The sequence below is a fragment of the Roseateles sp. P5_E4 genome (assembly GCF_054049255.1).
In genome coordinates, this window is sequence record NZ_JBFUMS010000005.1 from 181,176 (window position 1) to 201,836 (window position 20,661).

21 protein-coding genes are annotated in these 20,661 nt (G+C 68.2%); 11 read left to right on the plus strand and 10 right to left on the minus strand.

Annotated elements, in window-relative coordinates; translation table 11 throughout:
• The first annotated feature begins 6 nt into the window (after positions 1–6).
• Positions 7–393, plus strand: coding sequence for a DUF488 domain-containing protein (locus ACXJLH_RS11905; RefSeq protein ID WP_457444257.1), 387 nt, complete (start codon positions 7–9; stop codon positions 391–393).
• Between the two features lie 173 nt (positions 394–566).
• On the opposite strand, the gene ACXJLH_RS11910 is transcribed toward ACXJLH_RS11905, so the two are convergent.
• Complete coding sequence (locus tag ACXJLH_RS11910; RefSeq protein ID WP_056200736.1) at positions 567–1,262, minus strand: helix-turn-helix transcriptional regulator; 696 nt, start codon at positions 1,260–1,262, stop codon at positions 567–569.
• Between the two features lie 230 nt (positions 1,263–1,492).
• Positions 1,493–1,888 (minus strand): VOC family protein, encoded by a 396-nt coding sequence (locus ACXJLH_RS11915; RefSeq protein WP_457320849.1) that lies wholly within the window; start codon positions 1,886–1,888, stop codon positions 1,493–1,495.
• 85 nt (positions 1,889–1,973) lie between these two features.
• Between ACXJLH_RS11915 and ACXJLH_RS11920 the strand changes: the two genes are divergently transcribed.
• Positions 1,974–2,552, plus strand: a complete 579-nt coding sequence (locus ACXJLH_RS11920; RefSeq protein ID WP_457352197.1) for a TMEM165/GDT1 family protein — start codon at positions 1,974–1,976, stop codon at positions 2,550–2,552.
• A 65-nt stretch (positions 2,553–2,617) separates the two neighbouring features.
• Positions 2,618–2,938, plus strand: coding sequence for a DUF805 domain-containing protein (locus ACXJLH_RS11925; RefSeq protein ID WP_457320852.1), 321 nt, complete (start codon positions 2,618–2,620; stop codon positions 2,936–2,938).
• On the opposite strand, the gene ACXJLH_RS11930 is transcribed toward ACXJLH_RS11925, so the two are convergent.
• Positions 2,927–3,820, minus strand: coding sequence for a LysR family transcriptional regulator (locus ACXJLH_RS11930; protein ID WP_056200745.1), 894 nt, complete (start codon positions 3,818–3,820; stop codon positions 2,927–2,929). The genes ACXJLH_RS11925 and ACXJLH_RS11930 overlap by 12 nt on opposite strands.
• A 105-nt stretch (positions 3,821–3,925) precedes the next feature.
• Between ACXJLH_RS11930 and ACXJLH_RS11935 the strand changes: the two genes are divergently transcribed.
• Positions 3,926–4,783, plus strand: a complete 858-nt coding sequence (locus ACXJLH_RS11935; protein WP_457444259.1) for an oxidoreductase — start codon at positions 3,926–3,928, stop codon at positions 4,781–4,783.
• Between the two features lie 58 nt (positions 4,784–4,841).
• Here the strand turns inward: ACXJLH_RS11935 and ACXJLH_RS11940 are convergent, their stop codons facing one another.
• Together ACXJLH_RS11940 and glpK are read right to left on the minus strand one after the other, a co-directional pair.
• Positions 4,842–5,153: a hypothetical protein gene (locus ACXJLH_RS11940; RefSeq protein WP_457444260.1), complete on the minus strand. Its 312-nt coding sequence runs from the start codon at positions 5,151–5,153 to the stop codon at positions 4,842–4,844.
• Between the two features lie 15 nt (positions 5,154–5,168).
• The gene (glpK, locus tag ACXJLH_RS11945) at positions 5,169–6,635 is read right to left on the minus strand and encodes a glycerol kinase GlpK (RefSeq protein WP_457444261.1); all 1,467 of its coding nucleotides are present in this window, start codon (positions 6,633–6,635) and stop codon (positions 5,169–5,171) included.
• Between the two features lie 22 nt (positions 6,636–6,657).
• Between glpK and glpD the strand changes: the two genes are divergently transcribed.
• A complete protein-coding gene (gene glpD, locus ACXJLH_RS11950) occupies positions 6,658–8,142 on the plus strand; it encodes a glycerol-3-phosphate dehydrogenase (protein WP_457444263.1) in 1,485 nt (494 codons plus the stop codon).
• On the opposite strand, the gene ACXJLH_RS11955 is transcribed toward glpD, so the two are convergent.
• Complete coding sequence (locus ACXJLH_RS11955; RefSeq protein ID WP_457444265.1) at positions 8,126–8,797, minus strand: hypothetical protein; 672 nt, start codon at positions 8,795–8,797, stop codon at positions 8,126–8,128. The two genes, glpD and ACXJLH_RS11955, sit on opposite strands and share 17 nt — an antisense overlap.
• A gap of 54 nt (positions 8,798–8,851) precedes the next feature.
• On the opposite strand from ACXJLH_RS11955, the gene ACXJLH_RS11960 reads away from it, so the two are divergent.
• A complete protein-coding gene (locus ACXJLH_RS11960; protein ID WP_056201328.1) occupies positions 8,852–9,820 on the plus strand; it encodes a DMT family transporter in 969 nt (322 codons plus the stop codon).
• Between the two features lie 22 nt (positions 9,821–9,842).
• Here the strand turns inward: ACXJLH_RS11960 and ACXJLH_RS11965 are convergent, their stop codons facing one another.
• Both ACXJLH_RS11965 and ACXJLH_RS11970 read right to left on the minus strand, forming a co-directional pair.
• Positions 9,843–10,607: a metallophosphoesterase gene (locus tag ACXJLH_RS11965; RefSeq protein WP_457444267.1), complete on the minus strand. Its 765-nt coding sequence runs from the start codon at positions 10,605–10,607 to the stop codon at positions 9,843–9,845.
• Between the two features lie 54 nt (positions 10,608–10,661).
• Complete coding sequence (locus ACXJLH_RS11970; RefSeq protein ID WP_056200764.1) at positions 10,662–11,423, minus strand: YecA/YgfB family protein; 762 nt, start codon at positions 11,421–11,423, stop codon at positions 10,662–10,664.
• A 380-nt stretch (positions 11,424–11,803) separates the two neighbouring features.
• Here ACXJLH_RS11970 and ACXJLH_RS11975 point away from each other — a divergent pair, with 380 nt between their 5' ends.
• The 4 genes from ACXJLH_RS11975 to ACXJLH_RS11990 all read left to right on the plus strand — a co-directional run bounded on the left by ACXJLH_RS11975 (position 11,804) and on the right by ACXJLH_RS11990 (position 17,969).
• Positions 11,804–14,344, plus strand: coding sequence for a TonB-dependent receptor (locus tag ACXJLH_RS11975; protein WP_056200766.1), 2,541 nt, complete (start codon positions 11,804–11,806; stop codon positions 14,342–14,344).
• Positions 14,345–14,386: 42 nt separating this feature from the next.
• Positions 14,387–15,640, plus strand: coding sequence for an MFS transporter (locus ACXJLH_RS11980; protein WP_457444269.1), 1,254 nt, complete (start codon positions 14,387–14,389; stop codon positions 15,638–15,640).
• Positions 15,637–17,208 carry an alpha,alpha-trehalase TreF gene (gene treF, locus ACXJLH_RS11985; protein ID WP_457444271.1) on the plus strand — a complete coding sequence of 524 codons (1,572 nt, stop codon included), beginning with the start codon at positions 15,637–15,639 and terminating at the stop codon, positions 17,206–17,208. Before ACXJLH_RS11980 ends, treF begins: the two co-directional genes overlap by 4 nt.
• A 77-nt stretch (positions 17,209–17,285) precedes the next feature.
• Positions 17,286–17,969: a CAAX prenyl protease-related protein gene (locus ACXJLH_RS11990; RefSeq protein WP_457444273.1), complete on the plus strand. Its 684-nt coding sequence runs from the start codon at positions 17,286–17,288 to the stop codon at positions 17,967–17,969.
• 60 nt (positions 17,970–18,029) lie between these two features.
• Here ACXJLH_RS11990 and ACXJLH_RS11995 read toward each other — a convergent pair whose 3' ends face one another.
• Together ACXJLH_RS11995 and ACXJLH_RS12000 are read right to left on the minus strand one after the other, a co-directional pair.
• Positions 18,030–18,989 carry a caspase family protein gene (locus tag ACXJLH_RS11995; RefSeq protein ID WP_457320006.1) on the minus strand — a complete coding sequence of 320 codons (960 nt, stop codon included), beginning with the start codon at positions 18,987–18,989 and terminating at the stop codon, positions 18,030–18,032.
• A gap of 226 nt (positions 18,990–19,215) precedes the next feature.
• Positions 19,216–19,986: a helix-turn-helix domain-containing protein gene (locus tag ACXJLH_RS12000; RefSeq protein ID WP_457320004.1), complete on the minus strand. Its 771-nt coding sequence runs from the start codon at positions 19,984–19,986 to the stop codon at positions 19,216–19,218.
• Positions 19,987–20,184: 198 nt separating this feature from the next.
• Between ACXJLH_RS12000 and ACXJLH_RS12005 the strand changes: the two genes are divergently transcribed.
• Positions 20,185–20,652: a YiaA/YiaB family inner membrane protein gene (locus ACXJLH_RS12005; protein WP_457444275.1), complete on the plus strand. Its 468-nt coding sequence runs from the start codon at positions 20,185–20,187 to the stop codon at positions 20,650–20,652.
• The last annotated feature ends 9 nt before the right edge of the window (positions 20,653–20,661 follow it).

Here is a 20,661-nt window from a genome sequence, read left to right on the forward strand (position 1 = left end):
ACCGCCATGCCCATCCGCATCGTCAGGCTCGGCAGCCCGCGCGCCCAGGACGAGGGCACCCGCATCGGCACCGTGCGCCGCCCGCCGCGTGGCGTGCCCAAGGCCGAGTTCGCATCGCGTGATTTCTACGACGTCTGGTTCCCCAATCTCGCGCCCAGTCTTGAGACCATGAAGCTCGGCCAGGCGGCTGAGACAGACGCCGAGTGGAAGATCTTCAAGAAAAAGTACAGCGCCGAGATGGCCGAGCCCGAAGCCCAGCATGCGCTGAGCCTGCTGGCGACGCTGTCGGCGCAGACGAATTTCTCGGTGGGCTGCTATTGCGAGGATGAGGCGAGATGTCATCGCCCCCTGTTGCGCGCGCTGCTTGAGGACAAGGGCGCGCGCTGTACTTAACTCGCCGGCGGCATGCTGGTGTCGAATTGCGGGCCGAGCGCTGGGCCGCTCCCGAGCCGGCCCGCGTTAGGCGATGTGCTTGCGGCTCGATGCCGCAAGCATCGCCGTCCCCTCGGGGGACCGGTCAGGCACGCCCGCGTTCAGCGGCGCGAGACTGGACGAGGGGCTCCATTTCAAGCTCCGCCGTTGTCCTGCGCCTCGCGCTTGCGGTTCATGTCCGCCAGCGTCTTGCCCGCCTCGTCGCGGAAGGTCTCCTCCAGCACCTCCAGCGTCTCGACGCGATCGACGCGGAAACTGCGGAAGTCATTGCGCAGCTCGCACCAGGCAGCCAGCGTCCAGACCGGGCCCCAGAACAGGCAGGCCAGCGGGCGCACGATGCGCTCGCTTTTCACGCCGCCCAGGTCCAGATAGCCCACCTTCAGCTTGCGCCGGTCCTCGGTGGCCTCGCGCATGGCCGTCAGGTGGGCGCTGGTGGCCGGGTCCAGGGCCGGCAGCGGCGCATACAGCGCCAGGCTCTCGGCCGCGGCGCGAGCGTCCAGCGGCAGCACGGCGAGGATCTTGGACAGCGCGTTCTCGGCCTGGCGGGCCAACGCCGCATCCAGCCGCGATTCGGCCATGCGCACCGTCGCGACCAGGGCCTGGGCCTCCTGCTTGCTGAACATCAGCGGCGGCAGGTCAAAGCCTGCCCGCATGCGGTAACCGACGCCCGCCTCGCCCTCGATGGGCACGCCCTGCTGGCCCAGCGCGGCGATGTCGCGGTAGACGGTGCGCATCGACACCTCGAGGCGACTCGCGAGGTAGTCGGCCGTCGTGAGGCGGCGTCCGCGGATGAGCTGGACGATCTGGAAAAGGCGGTCTGCGCGGCGCATAACCGGTCATTGTGCGGGACCGGGCATGCCCCTTGCAGAAGACACGTGTCACCGACAACGAGGTCGAGCTTCATCATGGCCATCTACGCCTCCTTCCAGGCCCGCGGTACCCGCGGCGCCGAACTGGCCACGCTGGGCGCCATCAGCGCCCCACTGGCTTCCCTGGCTCAAGACCAGCTATTCACGGCGCGCGCCGTGCCGGGGCGAAACCGCCCCGTGAAAGGGAAATCTCAGCCCATGGCCGTGCAGAGTTCCACCAGCGTGCCGTCCGGGCAGCGCACATAGGCCACCGTCTGGCCCCAGGGCTTGGTGACCGGTGCGGCCAGGGCGCGGGCGCCGGCGGCGACGGCCTGGTCATAGGCAGCCTGCACGTCGGTCACGGTGAAGCCGATCTCCATGCCAAGCGGCTGCGGGCTCGCGTCGGCGGCCACGTAGTCGTGCTGCACGCTGTCACGGGCGGTTGCGTGGTCCACAAAGGCGAGCGTGGTGCCGCTGCCGCCGGTGTCGACCTCGCCATAGGCGCCACTCTCATGCAGAAAGCGCTTCTTGAGGCCGAAAGCCTTATCGAAGAAGGCCAGGGACGCGGCCACGTCGGACACGTAGACGAGGGTGTAGGCGAAGTTCACATGGGTCTCCTGAAGTGCAATGCCCGCATGCTGCGCCGGGTTGGCTGTCAGCGCGTGTCAGGAGCGGCTGAGAAAATCCGCCGCAATGCAAGCCTTCCTCATCGCCACCGGCCTGGTGGCCCTCGCCGAGATTGGCGACAAGACCCAGCTGCTCGCCTTCATGCTTGCGGCCCGCTTCAGGCGGCCGGTGCCCATCGTGCTGGGCATCTTCGTTGCGACCGTCTTCAACCACGCCGCTGCGGGCGCGTTAGGCAGCTGGCTGACAGGCCTGATCAGCCCGATGGCGCTGCGCTGGATCCTCGGCCTGTCCTTCCTGGCGATGGCGGGCTGGATGCTGATCCCCGACAAGCTCGACGAGGACGACACGCCCAAGCCCGGCCATGGCGTCTTCTTGACGACGGTCATCGCCTTCTTCCTGGCCGAGATGGGCGACAAGACGCAGATCGCCACCGTGGCGCTGGCGGCGCGCTTCCCGGCCGATTTCATCGGTGTCGTCGCCGGCACGACGGCCGGCATGATGATCGCCAACGTGCCGGCGGTGCTGGTGGGGGATAAGTTGGCGCAGAAGCTGCCGGTCAAGCTGGTGCACACGGTGGCCGCCGTCATCTTTGCGAGCCTGAGCATCGCAACGCTGGCCGGCCTGGGCGAAAGCCTGGGTTTTTGAGGGGTGGTGAAGCCCGGCCGGTGGCCTAGCATGCCGGCGACTCAACACCACCTCGGGGAGAGGCCATGACCTTCCAGGAATCCGTCCAGACCTGCTTCAGCAAATACGTCGACTTCTCGGGCCGCGCCAGCCGCTCGGAGTACTGGTGGTTCGCACTGTTCGTCTTCGGCGCGAGCTTCGTGCTGGGCATGTTCAGCCAATGGCTCAACATCATCTTCCTGCTGGGCACGCTGCTGCCTCAGCTGGCCGCGGCGACGCGCCGCCTGCACGACACCGGCCGCAGCGGCTGGTGGCAGCTGATCGGCTTGATCCCCCTCATCGGTTTCATCGTGCTGATCGTCTTCCTGGCGCAGGAAAGCGGTGAGGCGACCGAATCAACCGCCTGAGCGGGCGGCGTCGATGAAGGCGCGCAGCTTGGGCGCCAACGCTGCGCGCCGCGGAAAGTAGAGGAAGAGGCCGGGCTCCTCGAAGGCCGACTCGGGCAGCAGTTGCTGCAGACGGCCGCTGCGCAGTTCCGCGTGCACCAGCGGCTCGAAGATGTAGGCGATGCCGACGCCGGCCAGGGCCAGGTCGCGCGCGAAGCTGGCGTCCGTGATGACGGCACTGCCCGTCGTGCGCACGGCCACCGTCTCACCGGCCTCGCGCAGCTCCCAGTCGTAGAGGCTGCCGGCGGCCAGCAGGCGAAAGCCAATGCAGTTGTGCGCCGCCAGCTCGGCCACGCGGGCCGGCGCGCCGCGCCGGGCGAGATAGTCCGGCGAGGCGACGAGGATGGCCTTGAACGGCGGCGTCAGGCGCACGCTGACCATGTCCTGCTGCACCTGCTCGCCCAGCCGGATGCCGGCGTCGAAGCCGCCGGCGACGACATCCACGAGGGCATCGTTGTCGTGCACCTCCACCGTCAGCTTGGGGTGGGCCACCGCCAGCTTCGCGAGCAGCGGCGGCAGCACCATTTGCGAAGCCACGCGCGAGGAATTCAGCTTCAGCACGCCGCCAACCTCGCCGCGGGCGGCGCCCAGATGTTCGACGGCCGCGCCTATGTCCTCCAACGCCGGCCCTACGCTGGCGAGAAACCGCACGCCCGCCTCGGTCAACGCCACGCTGCGCGTCGTGCGCGCGAACAGCGGCTCGCCGAGGGCGTCCTCCACCACACGCACCGCATGGCTGACGGCCGAGGCGCTCATCCCCAGTGCCTGGGCAGCCGCCGCAAAGCCGCGCTTGTCGGCCACGGCAACGACGATGGGCAGATGGGCCAGCAATTCGCGGTTCATTCATGAACCATATCGCATGGCCCATGCGATTCAAGCGCCTTTATCCGATCACATCGTTTCGAGACACTGAATCCCGTCGCAACCCACCACCCCACGGAGCCCACCATGACTGCAACCACCCACACCCGCCCCACCTGGTTCATCACCGGCGCCTCGTCCGGCTTTGGCCTGTCCTTCGCGAAGTACGCCCTGGCTCAGGGCTACAACGTCGTCGCCACGGCCCGCCAGCCGGCGCGCCTGGCCGCGCTGGCCGACAGCGCACCCGACCGCGTCCTCGTGCTGCCGCTGGACGTGACCGCTGCTGGCGACGCCGAGCGCGCCACGGCTGCCGCCCTGGCGCACTTCGGCCGCATCGACGTGCTGATCAACAACGCCGGCTACGGCATCGTCGGCGCCGTCGAGGAGACACCCGACGCCGAGCTGCGCGCGCAGATGGAAACCAACTTCTTCGGCGCTGTCGCCGTCACTCGCGCCATGCTGCCGGCCATGCGCGAGCAGCGCCGCGGCGCCATCGTCAACCTGTCCAGCATGGGCGGCCAGATGTCCTTTGGCGGCTTCGGCGCCTACTCGGCCTCCAAGTTCGCGCTGGAGGGCCTGTCCGAGGCCCTGGCCCAGGAAGTCGCGCCCTTCGGCATCAAGGTGCTGATCGTCGAACCCGGCGCCTTCCGCACCGGCTTTGCGGGCGCCGACGTGCTGCGCCAGATGCCCGTGCTGGCGGCCTACGACGAGATCGTCGGCGGCACGCGCAGCTTTGCGAAGGGCATGGATGGGACGCAAGCCGGCGACCCGGACAAGGCGGCGGCGGCGATCGATGCGGCGCTGCGCGCGGAGGTCACGCCGTTGCGGCTGCAGTTGGGGGCGGATGCGATCGACGCGGTGCGGGCGCACAGCGAGCAGCTGCTGAAGGATCTGGCTGCGTGGGAGGGTGTTGGGCGGGCGACGGCGATGGGATCAGAGTCCTGAGTGCACCGTCTGCGGGACCGATCAAGTCGCTCGGTCCGCGCCGCTTGCTGATGCGCCGCTACCGCCACCACTTCCGCTCAGGCGAAATGGCCTCCCTTGCTGCAGGATCATTTGGGCCACTGCGCCGAATCTCCCACGCTTCTTGCACCGTGAGTTTGCGGATGCCGCAATGCCGAAGACTGCATGACCTTGGGTACGTGCCGTCGATCAACGAGATCCCAGTAATGTCGTCTTCTTCATAGCTTACTGCCACACAAAGAACTGGGTGCCAGGCACAGTCTTCGTAGACGTCCCCAACCGCTAGACCAAGACGCTCACGAGCCTCGCGCATATCGGCATCGAACTTCTCCTGGAACGGGAACTCTTCCATCGCTTAGTCCTCGATTCAATCCGCCAACACCTGCCTCACGGCCTTGTCCCACTCTGCCAGCCGCGCCTCCGCCTCGTCGCGCGACATCCGCGGCTCGAAGGCACGGTCCAGCTGCCAGATCGCTCCAATCTGTTCCGTTGACTCGTACACGCCGGCACCAAGCCCGGCCAGCAGCGCCGCGCCCAGAGCCGTTGTCTCGATGACCTTGGGCCGCAGCACCGGGATGCCGAGCAGGTCGGCCTGGAACTGCATCAACAGGTCATTAGCGCTCGCCCCGCCGTCCACTCGCAATTCGGTCAGGCGCTCAGCCGCGCCGACGTCGGCATTCATGGCCGTCAGCACAGCCGCGCTCTGGAAGGCGATGCTCTCCAGCGCCGCGCGGGCGATGTGGGCCTGCGTCGTGCCGCGCGTGAGACCGAGCAGCGCACCGCGCGCATCGGGACGCCAGTAGGGCGCGCCCAGGCCCGCGAAAGCCGGCACGAACATGACGCCGCCGGCGTCGGGCACGCTGCTGGCCAGCGCCTGCACCTCGCCGCTGCCGCCAATGGCCTTCAGGCCGTCGCGCAGCCATTGCACGACGGCGCCGCCGACGAAGACGCTGCCCTCCAATGCGTATTGCGGCGTCGCGTCGACCTGGGCGGCGCGCGTCGTGATGAGGCCTTGCGTGGACGTGCGCGCCTGGTGGCCGGTGTGCATCAGCAAGAAGCAACCGGTGCCATAGGTGTTCTTGGCCTGGCCTGGTTGCAACGCCGCCTGGCCGAACAGCGCGGCCTGCTGATCACCCGCGATGCCGGCGATCGGGACGCCAAACTCGGCCGCCTGGCCGAACACGCCGGCCGAGGGCCGCACCTCGGGCAGCAGGCTGCGCGGAATGTCGAAGGCCGCCAACAGCTCGTCGCTCCAGTCGCCACGGTGGATGTCGTAGATCAACGTGCGCGAGGCATTGCTGGCGTCGGTGGCATGCACCTTGCCGTCGGTCAACTTCCAAAGCAGCCAGCTGTCGATGGTGCCAAAGGCCAGCTCGCCGCGGGCCGCGCGCTCGCGGGCGCCGGGCACGTGGTCCAGCAGCCAGCGCAGCTTGGTGGCCGAGAAATACGGGTCGAGCACCAGGCCGGTCAGCTCGCGCACGCGCGGCTCCAGGCCCTGGGACTTCAACTGTTCGCAGAATGCCGCCGTGCGGCGGTCCTGCCAGACCAGGGCCTTGTGCAGGGGCTTGCCAGTCTTGCGGTCCCACAGCACGACGGTCTCACGCTGGTTGGTGATGCCGATCGCCGCGACCTTCACACCTGCCTTGGCCATAGCCTCTCGGGCGCATTCAACCTGATGCGTCCAGATCTCCTCGGCGTCATGCTCCACCCAGCCCGGCTGGGGGAAATGCTGGGGCAGCTCGCGCTGGGCCGAGGCGAGCAAGCGGCCGTCGCGGCCAAAAACTAGAGCGCGCGAACTAGAGGTTCCCTGGTCCAACGCAAGCAAGGCGTCCATCACCATCCCTTAGAGTGAGTGCATGGTGGACGATTTTGACGTGGTGGTGGTGGGAGGCGGCATCAACGGCACGGGACTGGCCCGCGACCTGGCCGGGCGCGGCTGGCGGGTGCTGCTGGCCGAGCGCGATGACCTGGCCTCGCACACGTCTTCGGCGTCCACCAAGCTCGTGCACGGCGGGCTGCGCTATCTGGAGACCTATGAGTTCTCGCTGGTGCGCAAGGCGTTGCAGGAGCGCGAGGTGCTGCTCAGGAGCGCGCCTCATCTGATCCAGCCGTTGCGCTTCGTGCTGCCGCATGCGCCGCATCTGCGCCCGGCCTGGATGATCCGCATCGGCCTCTTCCTCTACGACCACCTGGCCCGCCGCGAGCTGCTGCCGGGCTCGCACGGCCTGCGGCTGGCGGGCAGCGTCTATGGCGCGCCGCTCAAGCCGGAATTCACGCGCGGCTTTGTCTATTCCGACGGCTGGGTGGACGACGCCCGTCTCGTCGTGCTGAACGCCCAGGACGCGCAAGCCCGCGGCGCCGAAGTGCTGACGCGCTGCGCCGTGACCCGGGCCGTGCGCGGCGCAGACGGCTGGCAGGTCACGCTGCAAAACGGCCGCCAGTTCCGATCACGTGCCCTGGTCAATGCAGCCGGCCCCTGGGCCGAGCGCTTCCTGCGCGACCACACCCAGGGCGCCCGCGGCCAGCCGCTGCCGGCGCGCGGCCTGCGCCTCGTCAAGGGCAGCCACATCGTCGTCGACCAGCGCTTCACCCACGACCACGCCTACATCTTCCAGAACGCCGACGGCCGCATCATCTTTGCGATCCCCTACCAGGAGCGCTTCACGCTGATCGGCACGACAGACGTCGAGCTGCCCGAGCATGAGGATCCGCCGTCGCGCGCCACCATCGCCGAAGACGAGATCGCCTATCTCTGCGAGCAGGCCAGCCGCTATCTGGCCCAGCCGGTGAAGCCCGCCGATGTGCTGTGGACCTATGCCGGCGTTCGCCCGCTGCTGGACGAAGGCGGCTCGGCCTCGGCCGTCACGCGCGACTATCTGCTGGAAGCCGACAAGGACGGCGGTGCGCCGCTGCTCAATGTCTGGGGCGGCAAGCTGACGACCTATCGCAAGCTGGCCGAGGACGGCGCAACGCAGATCGGCGAACTGCTGGGCGATGCGCGCAAGGCCTGGACTGCCGGCACCACGCTGCCGGGCGGCGACCTCGGCGCACATGGCGTGAACATCGACGCCTTTGCCGCCGAGCTGCAGGCGGCCTACCCAGCTCGACCCGGCGTGCGCCGCATCGCCCGCGCCTACGGCAGCAAAGCTCGCGAGATGCTGGCTGCGCCACCCGGCGCCGAGATCGCGCCGGGCCTGTTCGAGTCCGAACTGCGCCATCTGGTGGAGAGCGAGTGGGCGACCAGCGCCGAAGACGTGCTGTGGCGGCGCAGCAAGCTCGGCCTTCACTACACCGCCGAACAGCGCGAGGCCGTGGCGGCCTGGTTCAAAACGCGAACTTGAAGCCGACAGTCTTCAGCCGGGCGCGAGCGCCTGCGAACTGCCGGCCATAGGACGCGTCGACGAAGACGCGATCGGCCAGCAGCGCCACACGCAACGCCGCATTGGCCCAGGGCCGGCCACGGTCGTCGCCGAAGACCTCGGCCATGGGCTGCCAGCGCCCGCCTTCGCCAAAGCCACCATGCTCGACGGCCAGGGCCCAGGTGGTGCTGCGGCGGCCCACCATCTCGTCGCGCTGATGGCCCAGGTTGGCATGCAGGGACAGCTCGCGCGTCAGCGGCACGCTACCAACCAAAATCAGCCCCGCGCTGCTGCGCCGCCACACCGTCTCGACGTGGCGATGCGAGAGGCTCCACGCCAGCGTGAGCTGGGCGTCGCCATCGGCCCAGGCGGCGCTGGCGAGCAGGGTCTTGCCGTTCAGCGCCAGCTCGCGCGGCCGGATGACGTTGAGCGCGACCTCGGTACCCCAGCCGATGCCGCAGCCGAGTTGCAGGCTGGTCTGGCGCTGGCCGTCTTCGCCCAAACGCCAGTCACCATGTGCACCTTCGATCTCGCAGGCCTGCGGGTCCATGACGGCGGCGTCTTCGGCCTGCAGCGGCCGACCGGCCTGGGCCGTGCAGGCGACCAGGGCGAGGCTGAGGACGAAGGCGGGGCGCATGGGGAAAGAGCCTAGCGCCCCGGTGTGACGAAGGCATGGGTGATGATGCCGGCCATGCTGTTTGGTTTGTTGTTCGCCCTCGCTGCCGGGCTGATGTGGGGGCTGGTGTTCGTCGCGCCCGTGATGTTGCCGGGCTATGCGCCCGCCTTGCTGACGGTGGGCCGTTACCTGGCCTTCGGCCTGATCGCCGTGCCGCTGGCCCTGGCCCTGGACCGGCGCGCGCTGCGCGAGTTGCGGCCGGGTGACTGGTGGGAGGCGGCCAAGCTGAGCCTGATCGGCAACTTCCTGTACTACCTCTGCCTGTCGGCCGCCATCCAGCGCGCCGGCGCGCCGCTGCCAACCATGATCATCGGCACGCTGCCGGTCGTCATCGCCATCTGCGCCAACCATCGCAACCGCGTGCGTGACGGCCATCTGCCGTGGGCGAAGCTGGCGCCGTCGCTGCTGCTGATCGCCGCGGGCCTGGCCTGCGTCAATCGCGACGAGCTGGCGGTGCTGCAAGCCGAGGCCGGCGACCCGCGCCGCTATGCCGAGGGCGCGCTGCTGGCCATCGCCGCGGTGGCCTGCTGGACCTGGTATCCGATCCGCAATGCCGACTGGCTGCGCGCGCACAGTGATCGCAGCCCCAGGGCTTGGGCGACGGCGCAAGGCCTCGTCACCTTGCCGATGGCGCTGGTGGGCCTGCTGCTGCTGGCGCTCGCGTACCTGATGGCGCCGGGCAAGCTGATTCCCGCGGACTACGCTTTTCCGCTCGGCGACAGGCCGCTGGCGTACGTGGGTCTGATGGCGGCCATCGGCCTGTGCTCATCCTGGTTGGGCACGCTGTGCTGGAACGAGGCCAGCCAGCGTCTGCCGACCTCGCTGTCGGGCCAGCTCATCGTCTTCGAGACCTTGGCCGCGCTGGCCTACGCGTTTGCGTGGAAGCAGCGCATGCCGCCGCCAGCGACCCTGGCCGGCGTGGCCTTGCTGATCGCCGGCGTCGTCTGGGCTCTGCGCATCAAGCCGGTGAAGCACGCGGCCTGATCGGGCCGCCACGGCGCAAGTCTCAGGCCGCGAAGACCTCGAACACGCGCTGGCCATCGAAGCCATCGGCCTCGCCGCGCTTCATGTGGCCGCGGGCGTTGCTGACGACGCGCGTCTCGCCGATGCGGTAATCGTGGCGGCAGTGAAGGTGACCGTGCACCCAGAGCTGCGCGCCAGGCAGCAACTCCTCATCGTTGTTGCAGAAGCTGGCCGTGCCGGGCTGGCGGCCATAGCGCGGGTCGGCGCTCTTCAGGCTGGGTGCGAAGTGGGTGATGGCCACCGTGGCGTCCCAGTCACCCGTGCGCGCGAGTTCGCCGGCCAGCCAGGCGCGACTCTCCAGCGCCAGTTCGCGTACCGCCTCGACGCCGAAGACCTCGCCATGGCGCGTGGCCTGCATGACGTTCTGGAAGTAGCCACCGGCGCGCATCGCACGATCACGGCCGCCAGGGCCGAAGGCGTCGAAGTCGCACCAGCGCGTGCAGCCAATAAAGCGCATGCGCCGGCCCTGGGCGTCGGTCATGACGATGGATTCGTCGTCCAGCATCTGCAGGCCGACGGCCTTGACGTGAGCGCGCAGGGCCTCACGCGCCTCGTCCACGTCACGGCGGTCGTACTCGTGGTTGCCGGGCACGAACAGCACCGGCACCGGCCAGCCGCGGAACAGCTCGAAGCTGCGCCACGTGGTGTCGATGTCGCCGGCGAGGATCAGCAGCTCGGCGCCCGGCGCGGGGATGGGCTGGTAGGACTCCGTTTCGAGGTGGAGGTCCGAGAGGAGCTGCAGTTTCAAGTCAGTTGAGGACAGAGCTTGGCGCAAGCGCCTGCGGTCTGTCCCGCAAAGTCATCAGTTGCTGCCATGACAGACCTTGTATTTCCTACCGGAACCGCAAGGGCAGGGATCGTTTCTGCCAACCTTGGGCGTGTCGCGCTTGATGGTGTCGACACGGTAGCGTTCGGCCTCGGTCAGATCGGCGAGGTCGGCCACCGTGACAACCAGTTCCTCGATTGCATCGTCCAGATCCTTCAACGGATGCTCGCGGTTGAGTGTTGCGACGACCTCCTTCTCCTCGGCCGTCTCGGCCGGCAGATGGCGGTACAGACGCGCGAGCGCGGCGGACACCGCGTCGTCGGGCATGTCGGCCAACTCGGGGAAGCACAGCGCCGCATGCTGGAAGCCGGCGACCCAGGGCATCAGCGCGCGCGACAAGGGGCCGAGGGCGTCGTAGCTGGCGCGGGCCGAGCGCTCTTCCTCGCTGGCGTCTTCCGGCAGCGGGTCGGGTTCCTGTTCCTCATCGACCTCCAGGATGACGGGATCGAACCAGCCATCTTCAGCCAGGCCGCGGTTCAGGGCGGCATGGCGACGCTCGACGAGCTGGGTCAGCTTGTCCAGCCAGCCGGCGTCTACCGTCTCGGGCAGCAGGCCGCCGTCGTAGTCAAAGATATTGGGCAGCCACTCGTCGGCCTCGATGAGGCGGGGCTGCACGATGACGCCACACAGATAGCCATCGAGCATGGAGGCGTCCAGCGGCTGCAGCGGCTCGGGCGTGGCGGCGAGGAGTTCGTCGAGTTCGGCGAACTCGGCGTCGGTGAGGTCTTGGGTGCTCATGGGCGCGGATTGTCGGGGTTTGCCCCCTTCGGGCAAGCCGCCGCGCCGAAAACGTTCAACTCCCTAGAACCGAAACCCATGTCATCGATGTCAACGATCAGCCACATTGGTAAAAACCCAAATGACATCGATAACATTTGCCATCAAAGTCCGGTCCATCGAAAGTGGCGACGGCCGCGCTGGCTTTCGGGATCGGAATCGCTGAATAAGTCACCGCGATGCGGCGCGCCCTGGTTTGGTATGGGCTGCAAGGCGCAAAGCGCAGTCATAGCTTGGCTATGGCGAGCATTTGCAACGCCGCAGACCGCCCAAAGCAGGGATGCGCCGCACGCGAGGGACTTGTTCAGCGATTCCACAACAACAACCATCGGAGACCACCCATGCTGAGCCCCCATGCCGCGCCGCGCGCCGGCGTCCGCCTCGTTCGCACCGCCTTCCGTCCCCAGCTGATCGCGCTGGCTGCTGCCGCCCTGTGTGGCGCCGCGTTCGCGCAAGACGCCGCCAAGCCTGCGGAAAAACCTGCCGCACAGTCCCCCGAATTGAAGGAACTCGACGCCGTCGTCGTCACCGGCACGGCGCGCCGCGAGGGCGTGCGCAAGCTCGAAGCCGGCTTCTCGATCACGACCGCCACCGAAGAGCAGATCAAGCAGGCCGCGCCCACCAGCACGGCCGACATCCTGAAGACCGTGCCCGGCGTCTTCGTCGAAACCTCGGGCGGCCAGGCCGGCGCCAACATCCGCGTGCGCGGCTTCCCGACACCCGGCGACGGCCCCTACTCGACCTTCCAGCTCAACGGCGCGCCGCTCTACCACCTGCCCACGCTGAGCTTCTTCGAGCACTCGCAGCTGTTCCGCCTGGACGACACCATCGACCGCATGGAAGTGCTGCGCGGCGGCCCCAGCCCCATCTTCGGCAGCGGCCAGCCCGGCGTGACGGTCAACTTCATCCAGAAGGACGGCCGCAACCCCGAGGCCAGCCTGCGCGTGACGACCGGCACCGGCAGCTTGAAGCGCGTCGACGGCGTCTATGCCGGCAAGCTGAGCGACCAATGGAATGTCATGGTCGGCGGCTTCTGGCGCCAGAGCCAGGGGGTGCGCGACACGCAGTTCCCGGCCGACGAAGGCGGCCAGGCCAGCGTCGTGCTGAGCCGCAAGCTCGAAGGCGGCAGCCTGCAGCTCTATGCCCGCGCGCTGCGTGACCGCAATGCCTTCTTCACGGCCATTCCGGTCGTCGGCAGCACCGACGGCAAGAGCGCGTCCAGCTACCCCGGTTTCGATGCGCTGAAGGACTACTTCTACGGCAACGAGCTGCGCAACATCGTGCTGGAAACCGGCCGCGCGACGGGCCGCACCCTGCCCAACGGCAAGCCCGAGATCCAGCGCAGCACCGTCACCAAGGACCTGGCCGACGGCCGCGGCGCCGACGTGCAGACCTATGGCGCCAACCTCGACACCAAGCTTGGCGACTGGACGCTGACCAACAAGCTCAGCCACACCACCGGCGACACGCCAACCTATGCGTTGTTCTCCGGCGCGAATCCGCAGACGCTGTCGAGCTACATCACGTCCCAGGTCACCGCAGCCAATGGCGATGCGGCCGTCGTCGCAGCGGCCGGCCGCGCGGCGACGACCGGCACCGCCACCTTCACCAACGGCGGCGGCACGGTCGCCGGCAGCACGCCCGTCATCGTCAACGGCATGTGGGCCGTGGACAAGGCGCTGCGCTCGACCAGCAACGAGACCCGCCTGTCCCGCGAGATCGCACCAGGCAACAACCTGACCGTCGGCCTGTATCTGGCCGGCTACAGCTCTCACGACGTGTGGACGCTGGGCCAGGCCCAGCTGATGACGGTGCAGTCGCACGCCCGCCTCGTCGACGTGGCCCTGGACAACGGCGTCAAGGCCTCGCGCAACGGCTACGTGACGCCGCCGTTCTCCTTCAACCTGGACGCGAACTACAGCGGCAACACCCACGCCTTCTTCGTCGCCGACGAGTGGCAGCTGAGCAAGGAACTGCGCATCGACCTCGGCGCGCGCCGTGAGACCCAGCGCATCACCGGCACGATCGCCAACGTCAGCAGCGGCGACCTCGATGCCGACCCGACGACGATCTACAACAACAACCTGTCGTATTTCAATGGCACGAACACGCTGATCGACAGCAAGCTCAGCCGTTCGTCGTTCACCGGCGGCGCCAACTACGCCTTCAGCCGCGAGTTCAGCGCTTTCGTGCGCGTCAACAAGGGCCACCGCCTGCCCGACTTCGACGTGCTGCGCGGCCGCGGCGCCAACGAGACCAAGGACTCGGTCGAGGACATCACCCAGTACGAGATCGGCCTGAAGACCGCCACCAAGCTCTACAGCGCCTTCCTGACCGCCTACGCCAACAAGCTGACCAACTCGCAGACCCAGCAGTTCACCAACGCCGGCAACGTCGTGCTGCGCCCCAACAGCAAGGCCACGGGTGTCGAGTTCGAGTTGGCCCTGCGGCCTGGCTATGGTTTCGAGATCGCCGCGACCGGCAACTTCCAGGACGCCAAGTACAAGGACTTCCAGCAGTTCACCGGCAACCGCGTCGAGCGCGCACCCAAGTTCCAGGCTCGCCTCACGCCGAGCTGGCAGACGCAGACCGGCTTCGGCCAGCTGCGCACGTTTGCCACCTTCAGCCACGTCGGCGAGCGCTTTGCGGACCAGACCAACACGCTCAAGCTGCCGGCCTACCGGACCATCGACGCGGGCGCCGTGTTCTCGATGGACAACGGCCTGGAGGTGCGCCTGACCGGCACCAACCTGACCAACAAGGTCGGCCTGACGGAAGGCAACTTCCGCGTGCCAGGCCAGGGCGCGGGCCAGGACGGCGTGTTCCTGGCGCGGCCGCTGTTCGGCCGGGCCTACGAGCTGAGCGTCGGCTTCCAGTTCTGACGCGCCAAGATGGCGACGCCTGAACTTCAAGCCCCACTCGACATGACACAACCCACAACCCTCCCGGCGGTGCCCCTGTCGAGCGGCGGCCTGCGCATTCGGCTCGCCATCATCCTGACCTACATGCTGTTCGGCGCGCTGCTGAACAGCGTCGGCGCGGTAAACCTGCTGGTCGTGCAGACCCTCGGCGTGCCGCGCGCCGAGGCCGCGCTGCTGGACGCGTGGAAGGACCTGCCCATCGCGCTGACGTCCTTCCTGGTCGCCTCGCTGCTGCCGCGCCTGGGCCTGAAGCGCGCCATGCTGCTAGCCCTCGCGGCCGTCGGCGCGGCCTGCCTGGCGATGCCGGTGCTGTCGGCCTTCTGGGCCATCAAGCTGCTGTTCTGCACGCTCGGCGCGGGCTTCGCCCTCGTCAAGGTCTCGGCCTATTCCATGATCGGCCTGGTCACGCACGACCGCGCCGGCCATGCGCGCTTCACCAACCTGCTCGAAGGCCTGTTCATGGTCGGCGTGCTGGGCGGCTATCTGCTGTTCAGCCAGGCCGCGCATGCCGAGGGGCGAGGTTGGCTGCAGGTCTATCCGCTGCTGGCCGCGTTGGCTGCCGGTGCCTTCGTGCTGCTGCTCACCAGTCCGCTCGACGAAGGTCCGATCCAGTCCCCGAACACCAGCGTGCGCGAAGACCTGCTGGCGATGGCGCCGCTGCTGAAGATGGCCCTCGTCGTCGTGTTCCTGCTGTCAGCCTTTCTCTATGTGCTGATCGAGCAGGGCATCTCGACCTGGCTGCCCAGCTTCAACAACGAGGTGCTGCACCTGCCCACGGCGATGAGCGTGGGCCTCGCGGTCATCATGCCGGCGACGACGGCGCTGGGCCGCCTGACCAGCGCCGCCGTCATCGGGCGGCTGGGCTGGTTTGCCGTCGTCATCGCCTGCCTGGTCGGCATCGCAGCGCTGATCCTCATCACGCTGCCGCTGTCTCTGAACGTCGCACCGCTGGGCGCCGATGCTGGCTGGCTGAACGCCCCGCCCGCGGCCTATCTGCTGCCGCTGACCGGCCTGCTGCTGGCACCCATCTACCCCGCCATCAACTCGGCCATGCTGAGCGCTCTGCCGCAGCGCCAGCATGCGGCCATGACCGGCCTCATCGTCGTCTTTTCGGCCTTGGGCGGCACGCTGGGCAGCTTCGTCACCGGCCGCCTCTTCGTTGCCTTCGACGGCACCACCGCCTTCGGCCTGCTGCTCGTGCCCGTCACGGCCCTGGCCATCTCGCTCGCCCGGCTGCGCCGGCATCTCGCGTCATGACTTCCTCCTCCCAGCGCCCCGGCGACCTCTTGGCCGCCGCGCCCGCTCACGCCACCGCGCATAGCAGCGCAGCCACCCCGCACGAGCTCTACGGCGAGCTCTTCGTCGCCGTGCAGATGACGCGCGTCTTCGGCGACGGCAAGAGCTTTGTCGACGCCCGGCCCAAGACCCCGCCCGCCATGGTCCGTGCGCGCTTCGAGGTCGAGCGTCGCCTGCCGGGCTTCTCGCTCACCGACTTCGTCCACGGCCATTTCGTGCTGCCCGGCCATGACACCGCCGTTGGCCCGCGCCTGGGTGTGCGCGAACACATCCGCGCGCTGTGGCCGCTGCTGGTGCGCGAGCACCGCCAGGCCGAAGACGGCGAAAGCCTGCTCGCGCTGCCCAAGCCCTATGTCGTGCCAGGCGGGCGCTTTCGCGAGCTCTATTACTGGGACAGCTACTTCACGATGCTGGGCCTGGTGGCCGACGGCCGGCGCGACCTGGCCGAGGCCATGCTGGCCAACTTCGCCCACCTGATCGCGACCTACGGCTTCATTCCCAACAGCAGCCGCAGCTACATGCTGAGCCGCTCGCAGCCACCGTTCTTCTTCAGGATGGTCGAGCTGCTGCACGCCGACGACCCGGCCGCCGGCTTCGCGGCCCATCTGGACGCGTTGAAAACGGAACACGGCTTCTGGATGGCCGGCGAGGCCACGGTGGCACCCGGCCAGGCCCATCGCCGCGTAGCCCGCACCGCCGACGGCGCCCTGCTCAACCGCTATTGGGACGACCGCTGCACGCCGCGCGAGGAGAGCTGGCGCGAGGACGTGCTGACGGCCGAGGCCGCGACCGGCCGCACGCCGACAGACGTCTGGCGCGACCTGCGCGCCGGCGCCGAGAGCGGCTGGGACTTCTCCGGCCGCTGGTGCGCCGATCCCGCCGACATCGCGACGATCGAGACGACAGCGCTGGCACCCGTCGATCTGAACGCGCTGCTGGCCGGCCTGGAGAGCGCGATCGCCCTGGGTGCTGCGCGCAGCGGCGACACCGCCACGGCCCAGGCCTTCGAGGCCCGCATGGCCGCCCGCCGCCAGCTGCTGCAGACGCGCTTCTGGCGCGCCGATGCTGGCCCAACGGGTCACTATGCCGACCTGAACTGGCGGCAGGCCACCGACCCGCGCCCGCTGACGGCCGCCGCCCTCGTGCCCCTGTACCTCGGCATGGCCACCCAGCCGCAGGCCGACGCGATGGCCGCCCAGGTGCAGCGCCACCTGCTCGGCGCCAATGGCCTGTTGACGACGGCCCTCACGACTGGCCAGCAGTGGGATGCCCCCAACGGCTGGGCGCCGCTGCAATGGATGGCAGCCCAGGGCCTGCTGCGCTACGGCCATGCGGCGTTGGCCCGCGACATCGCCGAGCGCTGGTGCGCCAGCGTGCACCGCGTCTACCTCGCCACCGGCCGGCTGCTGGAGAAATACGACGTCGCCCAGGACAAGCCCGGCGGCGGCGGCGAGTACGAGACCCAGGATGGCTTCGGCTGGACCAATGGCGTCTTCGTCGCCTTCAAGGATGGCCTGCTGAGCCCCTAGTTCCGGTGCCCACCCCTGAGGCTTGGGGGGCCTAGCGCCCTGAGTTGCCATGACCTCGGGCTAAGCTGGTGGCCGACATGCCCGCCGACACGCCCACGCTCAGCCCCGCCGCCCTCGCCCGTTGCATTCCCTTCTTCGTCTTCATGGCGCTGCTGGCGCTGCGTGGCTACCTGCCCGCCGACGGCGGCCTGGATGGACGTTGGATCTATGGCGCCCAGACACTCATCGTCGGCGGCCTGCTGGCCTGGTACTGGCGCAGCTACGGCGAGCTGGTGCGGCAAAACCTGCCCGACGCGCGCGAGACCGGCTGGGCGGTCGTCGTCGGCATCGCCGTCTTCGCGATCTGGGTGCAGCTGGATGCGCCGTGGATGCAGCTCGGCTCGGCCACGGCCAGCTTTGTGCCGCTGGATGCCAACGGCCAGCTGATCTGGCCACTGATCGTGCTGCGCCTGGCCGGCGCAGCCCTGGTTGTGCCGGTCATGGAGGAGCTGTTCTGGCGCAGCTTCCTGATGCGCTGGGTGCAGCATCCCGGCTTCGAGCGGGTCAACCCGCAGACAGTCGGTGCGCGTGCCGTCGTGCTGTCCACCTTCGTCTTCACGCTGGCCCACACGCTGTGGCTGGCCGCCGTTGTCGCTGGCCTCGCCTACGCCTTGCTCTACCGCAGGAACGGCAAGCTGTGGAGCGCCGTCATCGCGCATGCGGTGACGAATGGGCTGCTGGGCCTCTGGGTCATTTGGACCGGGCGTTGGGAGTTCTGGTGAGGCTTGAGCCCCATCAAACGCTCCAGAGTCGCCGCACGGTAAATGCAGCAGAGCCGTGCGTCAGACGCTGAAGGGGCGTTGCGCTTCGAAGCCTGCGTTGGCCGCACCGACCACGTAGTAGTTAGGCGTCTGGCTGGGCGGCATGAGCCTGATGATGTCCCTGCAGAAAGACTCGTAGTCCCGCCCGTACTGGCCATCTGCCCAAACGCGCTTGAGCGTGCCGGTGAACAGGCCGTTGTCCATGCCGTCCATTGACAACTGGTTGTCCTGGCAGCCCGAGATCAGAATCACGCTGGCGCCGATGTTGGCCTTGTCAGCGGGGCCGCAGAGATACTGCAGCGAGTCATAGAAGTTTTTTCGCTCCTGGTAGACAGGCCATGCCCTTTCGAACGGGATCGCCTTGATCGCACCAGCAGGCGGGCTCAGCCCGGCCTGGCGAGGATTCGTCACCGCCATCATGCCCACTGCCTGCGCGACGAATTCATAGCGCGCCATCCTCGCGACCGTACCGCTATGGCAGCTGTCGGACAGCACCACGATGCGCACGCCAGGCGCGAAGCGGGCCCACATCGCATACAGCTCGTCATCGATCAGCATGCGATCAAAGAGACACCATGTTTCATCCAGGGCATCGGCCTCCTCGTCGTTCGCGTCCCCGAGCTGCCCGCCGTGGCCCGAGTAGCTCAGAATGAACAGGTCGCCCGGGCGCAATTGCTGTGCCGCGTCCGCAAGTTCCGCGAGTACACGCGCAGACGTCGCCTCCTGCGTCAGCAGCAAGGTGCCCGTGCAGCCGACGCCGGTCGCGATGGCCGCCATGTCCCGTGCATCAGCCTCGCAGGCAATCAGCGGGCCGGCCCAACCACCGTACTGCGCCGGATCGACGGCATTGAGCCCGATCGCCAGGTACCACCCGCGCGACGCAGGTCTGCCGCCGGGGCCTGCGGGCCTGTGCGATTGCGCCGGTCGTCGTGTGGCGTCCGACGGAGTCTGGGCGCCTTGCCATTGGTCAATGCCTGTCATGAGCTTCTCCCGCAAAGGTGGGCGCAGACTGTCCTTGCCCGGACGACGTTGTACGGTTCGGAGCGTCTGTTGAACTCGTCAAACTTGCGGAGGCCATTGCCGATGGACGCACCGCCGGGGGGCAATGCTTGCGAACATGCGTCGGAAACCCTAGCCAAAACAGGCCAGGCCGCGCGCAAGGCCGGCCTCGCCAAACCTTATCCGGGAGCCTGATTCGGTCGTTTGCCTATCCAGCACGACCGGCGCGGCGCTGGCCCAGGCCCGGCCGCTCCAAGTCGCGGAACGCCTCGAAGATCCATGACCTCAGGCCAATGACCACGCTGTAGGGCCGCTTCTCAGAGGACGGCAGCTTCTGGTCCAGCAGATGCTGGCGCGCGAAGTCATCGGCCGTGCGCTGCAGCCGTTCGGCCAGCTCGCGCGCATGGCCGGCGCCGAACTCGCCATGCACCAGCGTCAGCAGCTCGCCTTCGCCATCGAAGCCGCCGGCGAAGAAATCGGCCATCACCCGCTCTCGGAAGAACTGCATGACCGGCCCCTGCGGCCGCCAGCGCAGCGTCTTGGCCACCTTGAGCTTGTAGCGGTTGTGCGGGCGCAGTTCGATGACGCCGAGACGGTCCAGCTGGGTCAGGGCCGCAACGGCATCGGACTCGGCAATGCGATAACGCGACAGCACATCCTCGATGGCCCAGTGACTCAGGCAACAGATGGCAACAAGCAGCAGCACGGGCGAGGCCACGACGGCACCCTCCTGCTCCAGCGTCAGCTCGCGCAAAGCCGGCGCCTGTTGCCCCAGGCGCGCGGCCAGCTCAGCGAACTCCAGCTTCAGCACGCGGCAGATCTCGTCCACGCGTGACAGCGGCATCTCGCCACCGGGCGCCAGCATGCGCTTCACGCTGGACTCCGACAGGTCCAGGGCCAGGGCCAGCTCCGCATAGCTCAGGCCCTGCGTCTTCAGCTCGGCCTTGATGAGGGCCACCAGCGATTGCGTGCTCGACATGAGGCGAGACGGTAGCGCATGACGACACCGGCGGCTCGGCGCCTGCGCGACACGGGTCCCCCTCGACCGTCGGGCAGTGTCATGAAGCGCTACTTTGCGGCGCTTGCCACGCGCCTTGGAACTATTCCCGAGGCCAGCCACCCCGGCTTCACGCAAGATCGCGGCCATCGCAACATTCGTTCACAAGAAGACACCCGCATGGCTCAAACCCCTTTCATCCGCCGCGACACCAACGCCTGGCGCCTGCAAGTCTGGATCTCCTTCGGCCTCAGCGTCACGCTGTGCGGCTCGGGGCTGGCCTGGCTGCCGGGGCAGGATCTGGACCGCGCCTTCATGGTCATGGGCTATGTGTTCTGCCTTTCCACCGCCTTTGCGCTGGCCAAGTTCATCCGCGACAACCAGGACCGCCAGATCGACACGCCCATGTGGCGCCTCGTTGTCTGGTGCGGCTTCGCGCTCGCCATGGGTCTCACCGGCTGGGGCCTGTGGCGCATGGAGATCCAGCCCGTCTGGAAGGCCTATCTCGGCGTCTGCTGGCTCTACCTGATCTCCAACGTCTTCACGCTCGCCAAGATGCTGCGCGACGCCCACGATGCCGACATGCTCGAAGCCCGCATGCAGGGCCGCCGTGAAGCGGCTGCGCAGGCTGACGCCGCAGCCCAATAACCCAAGGAG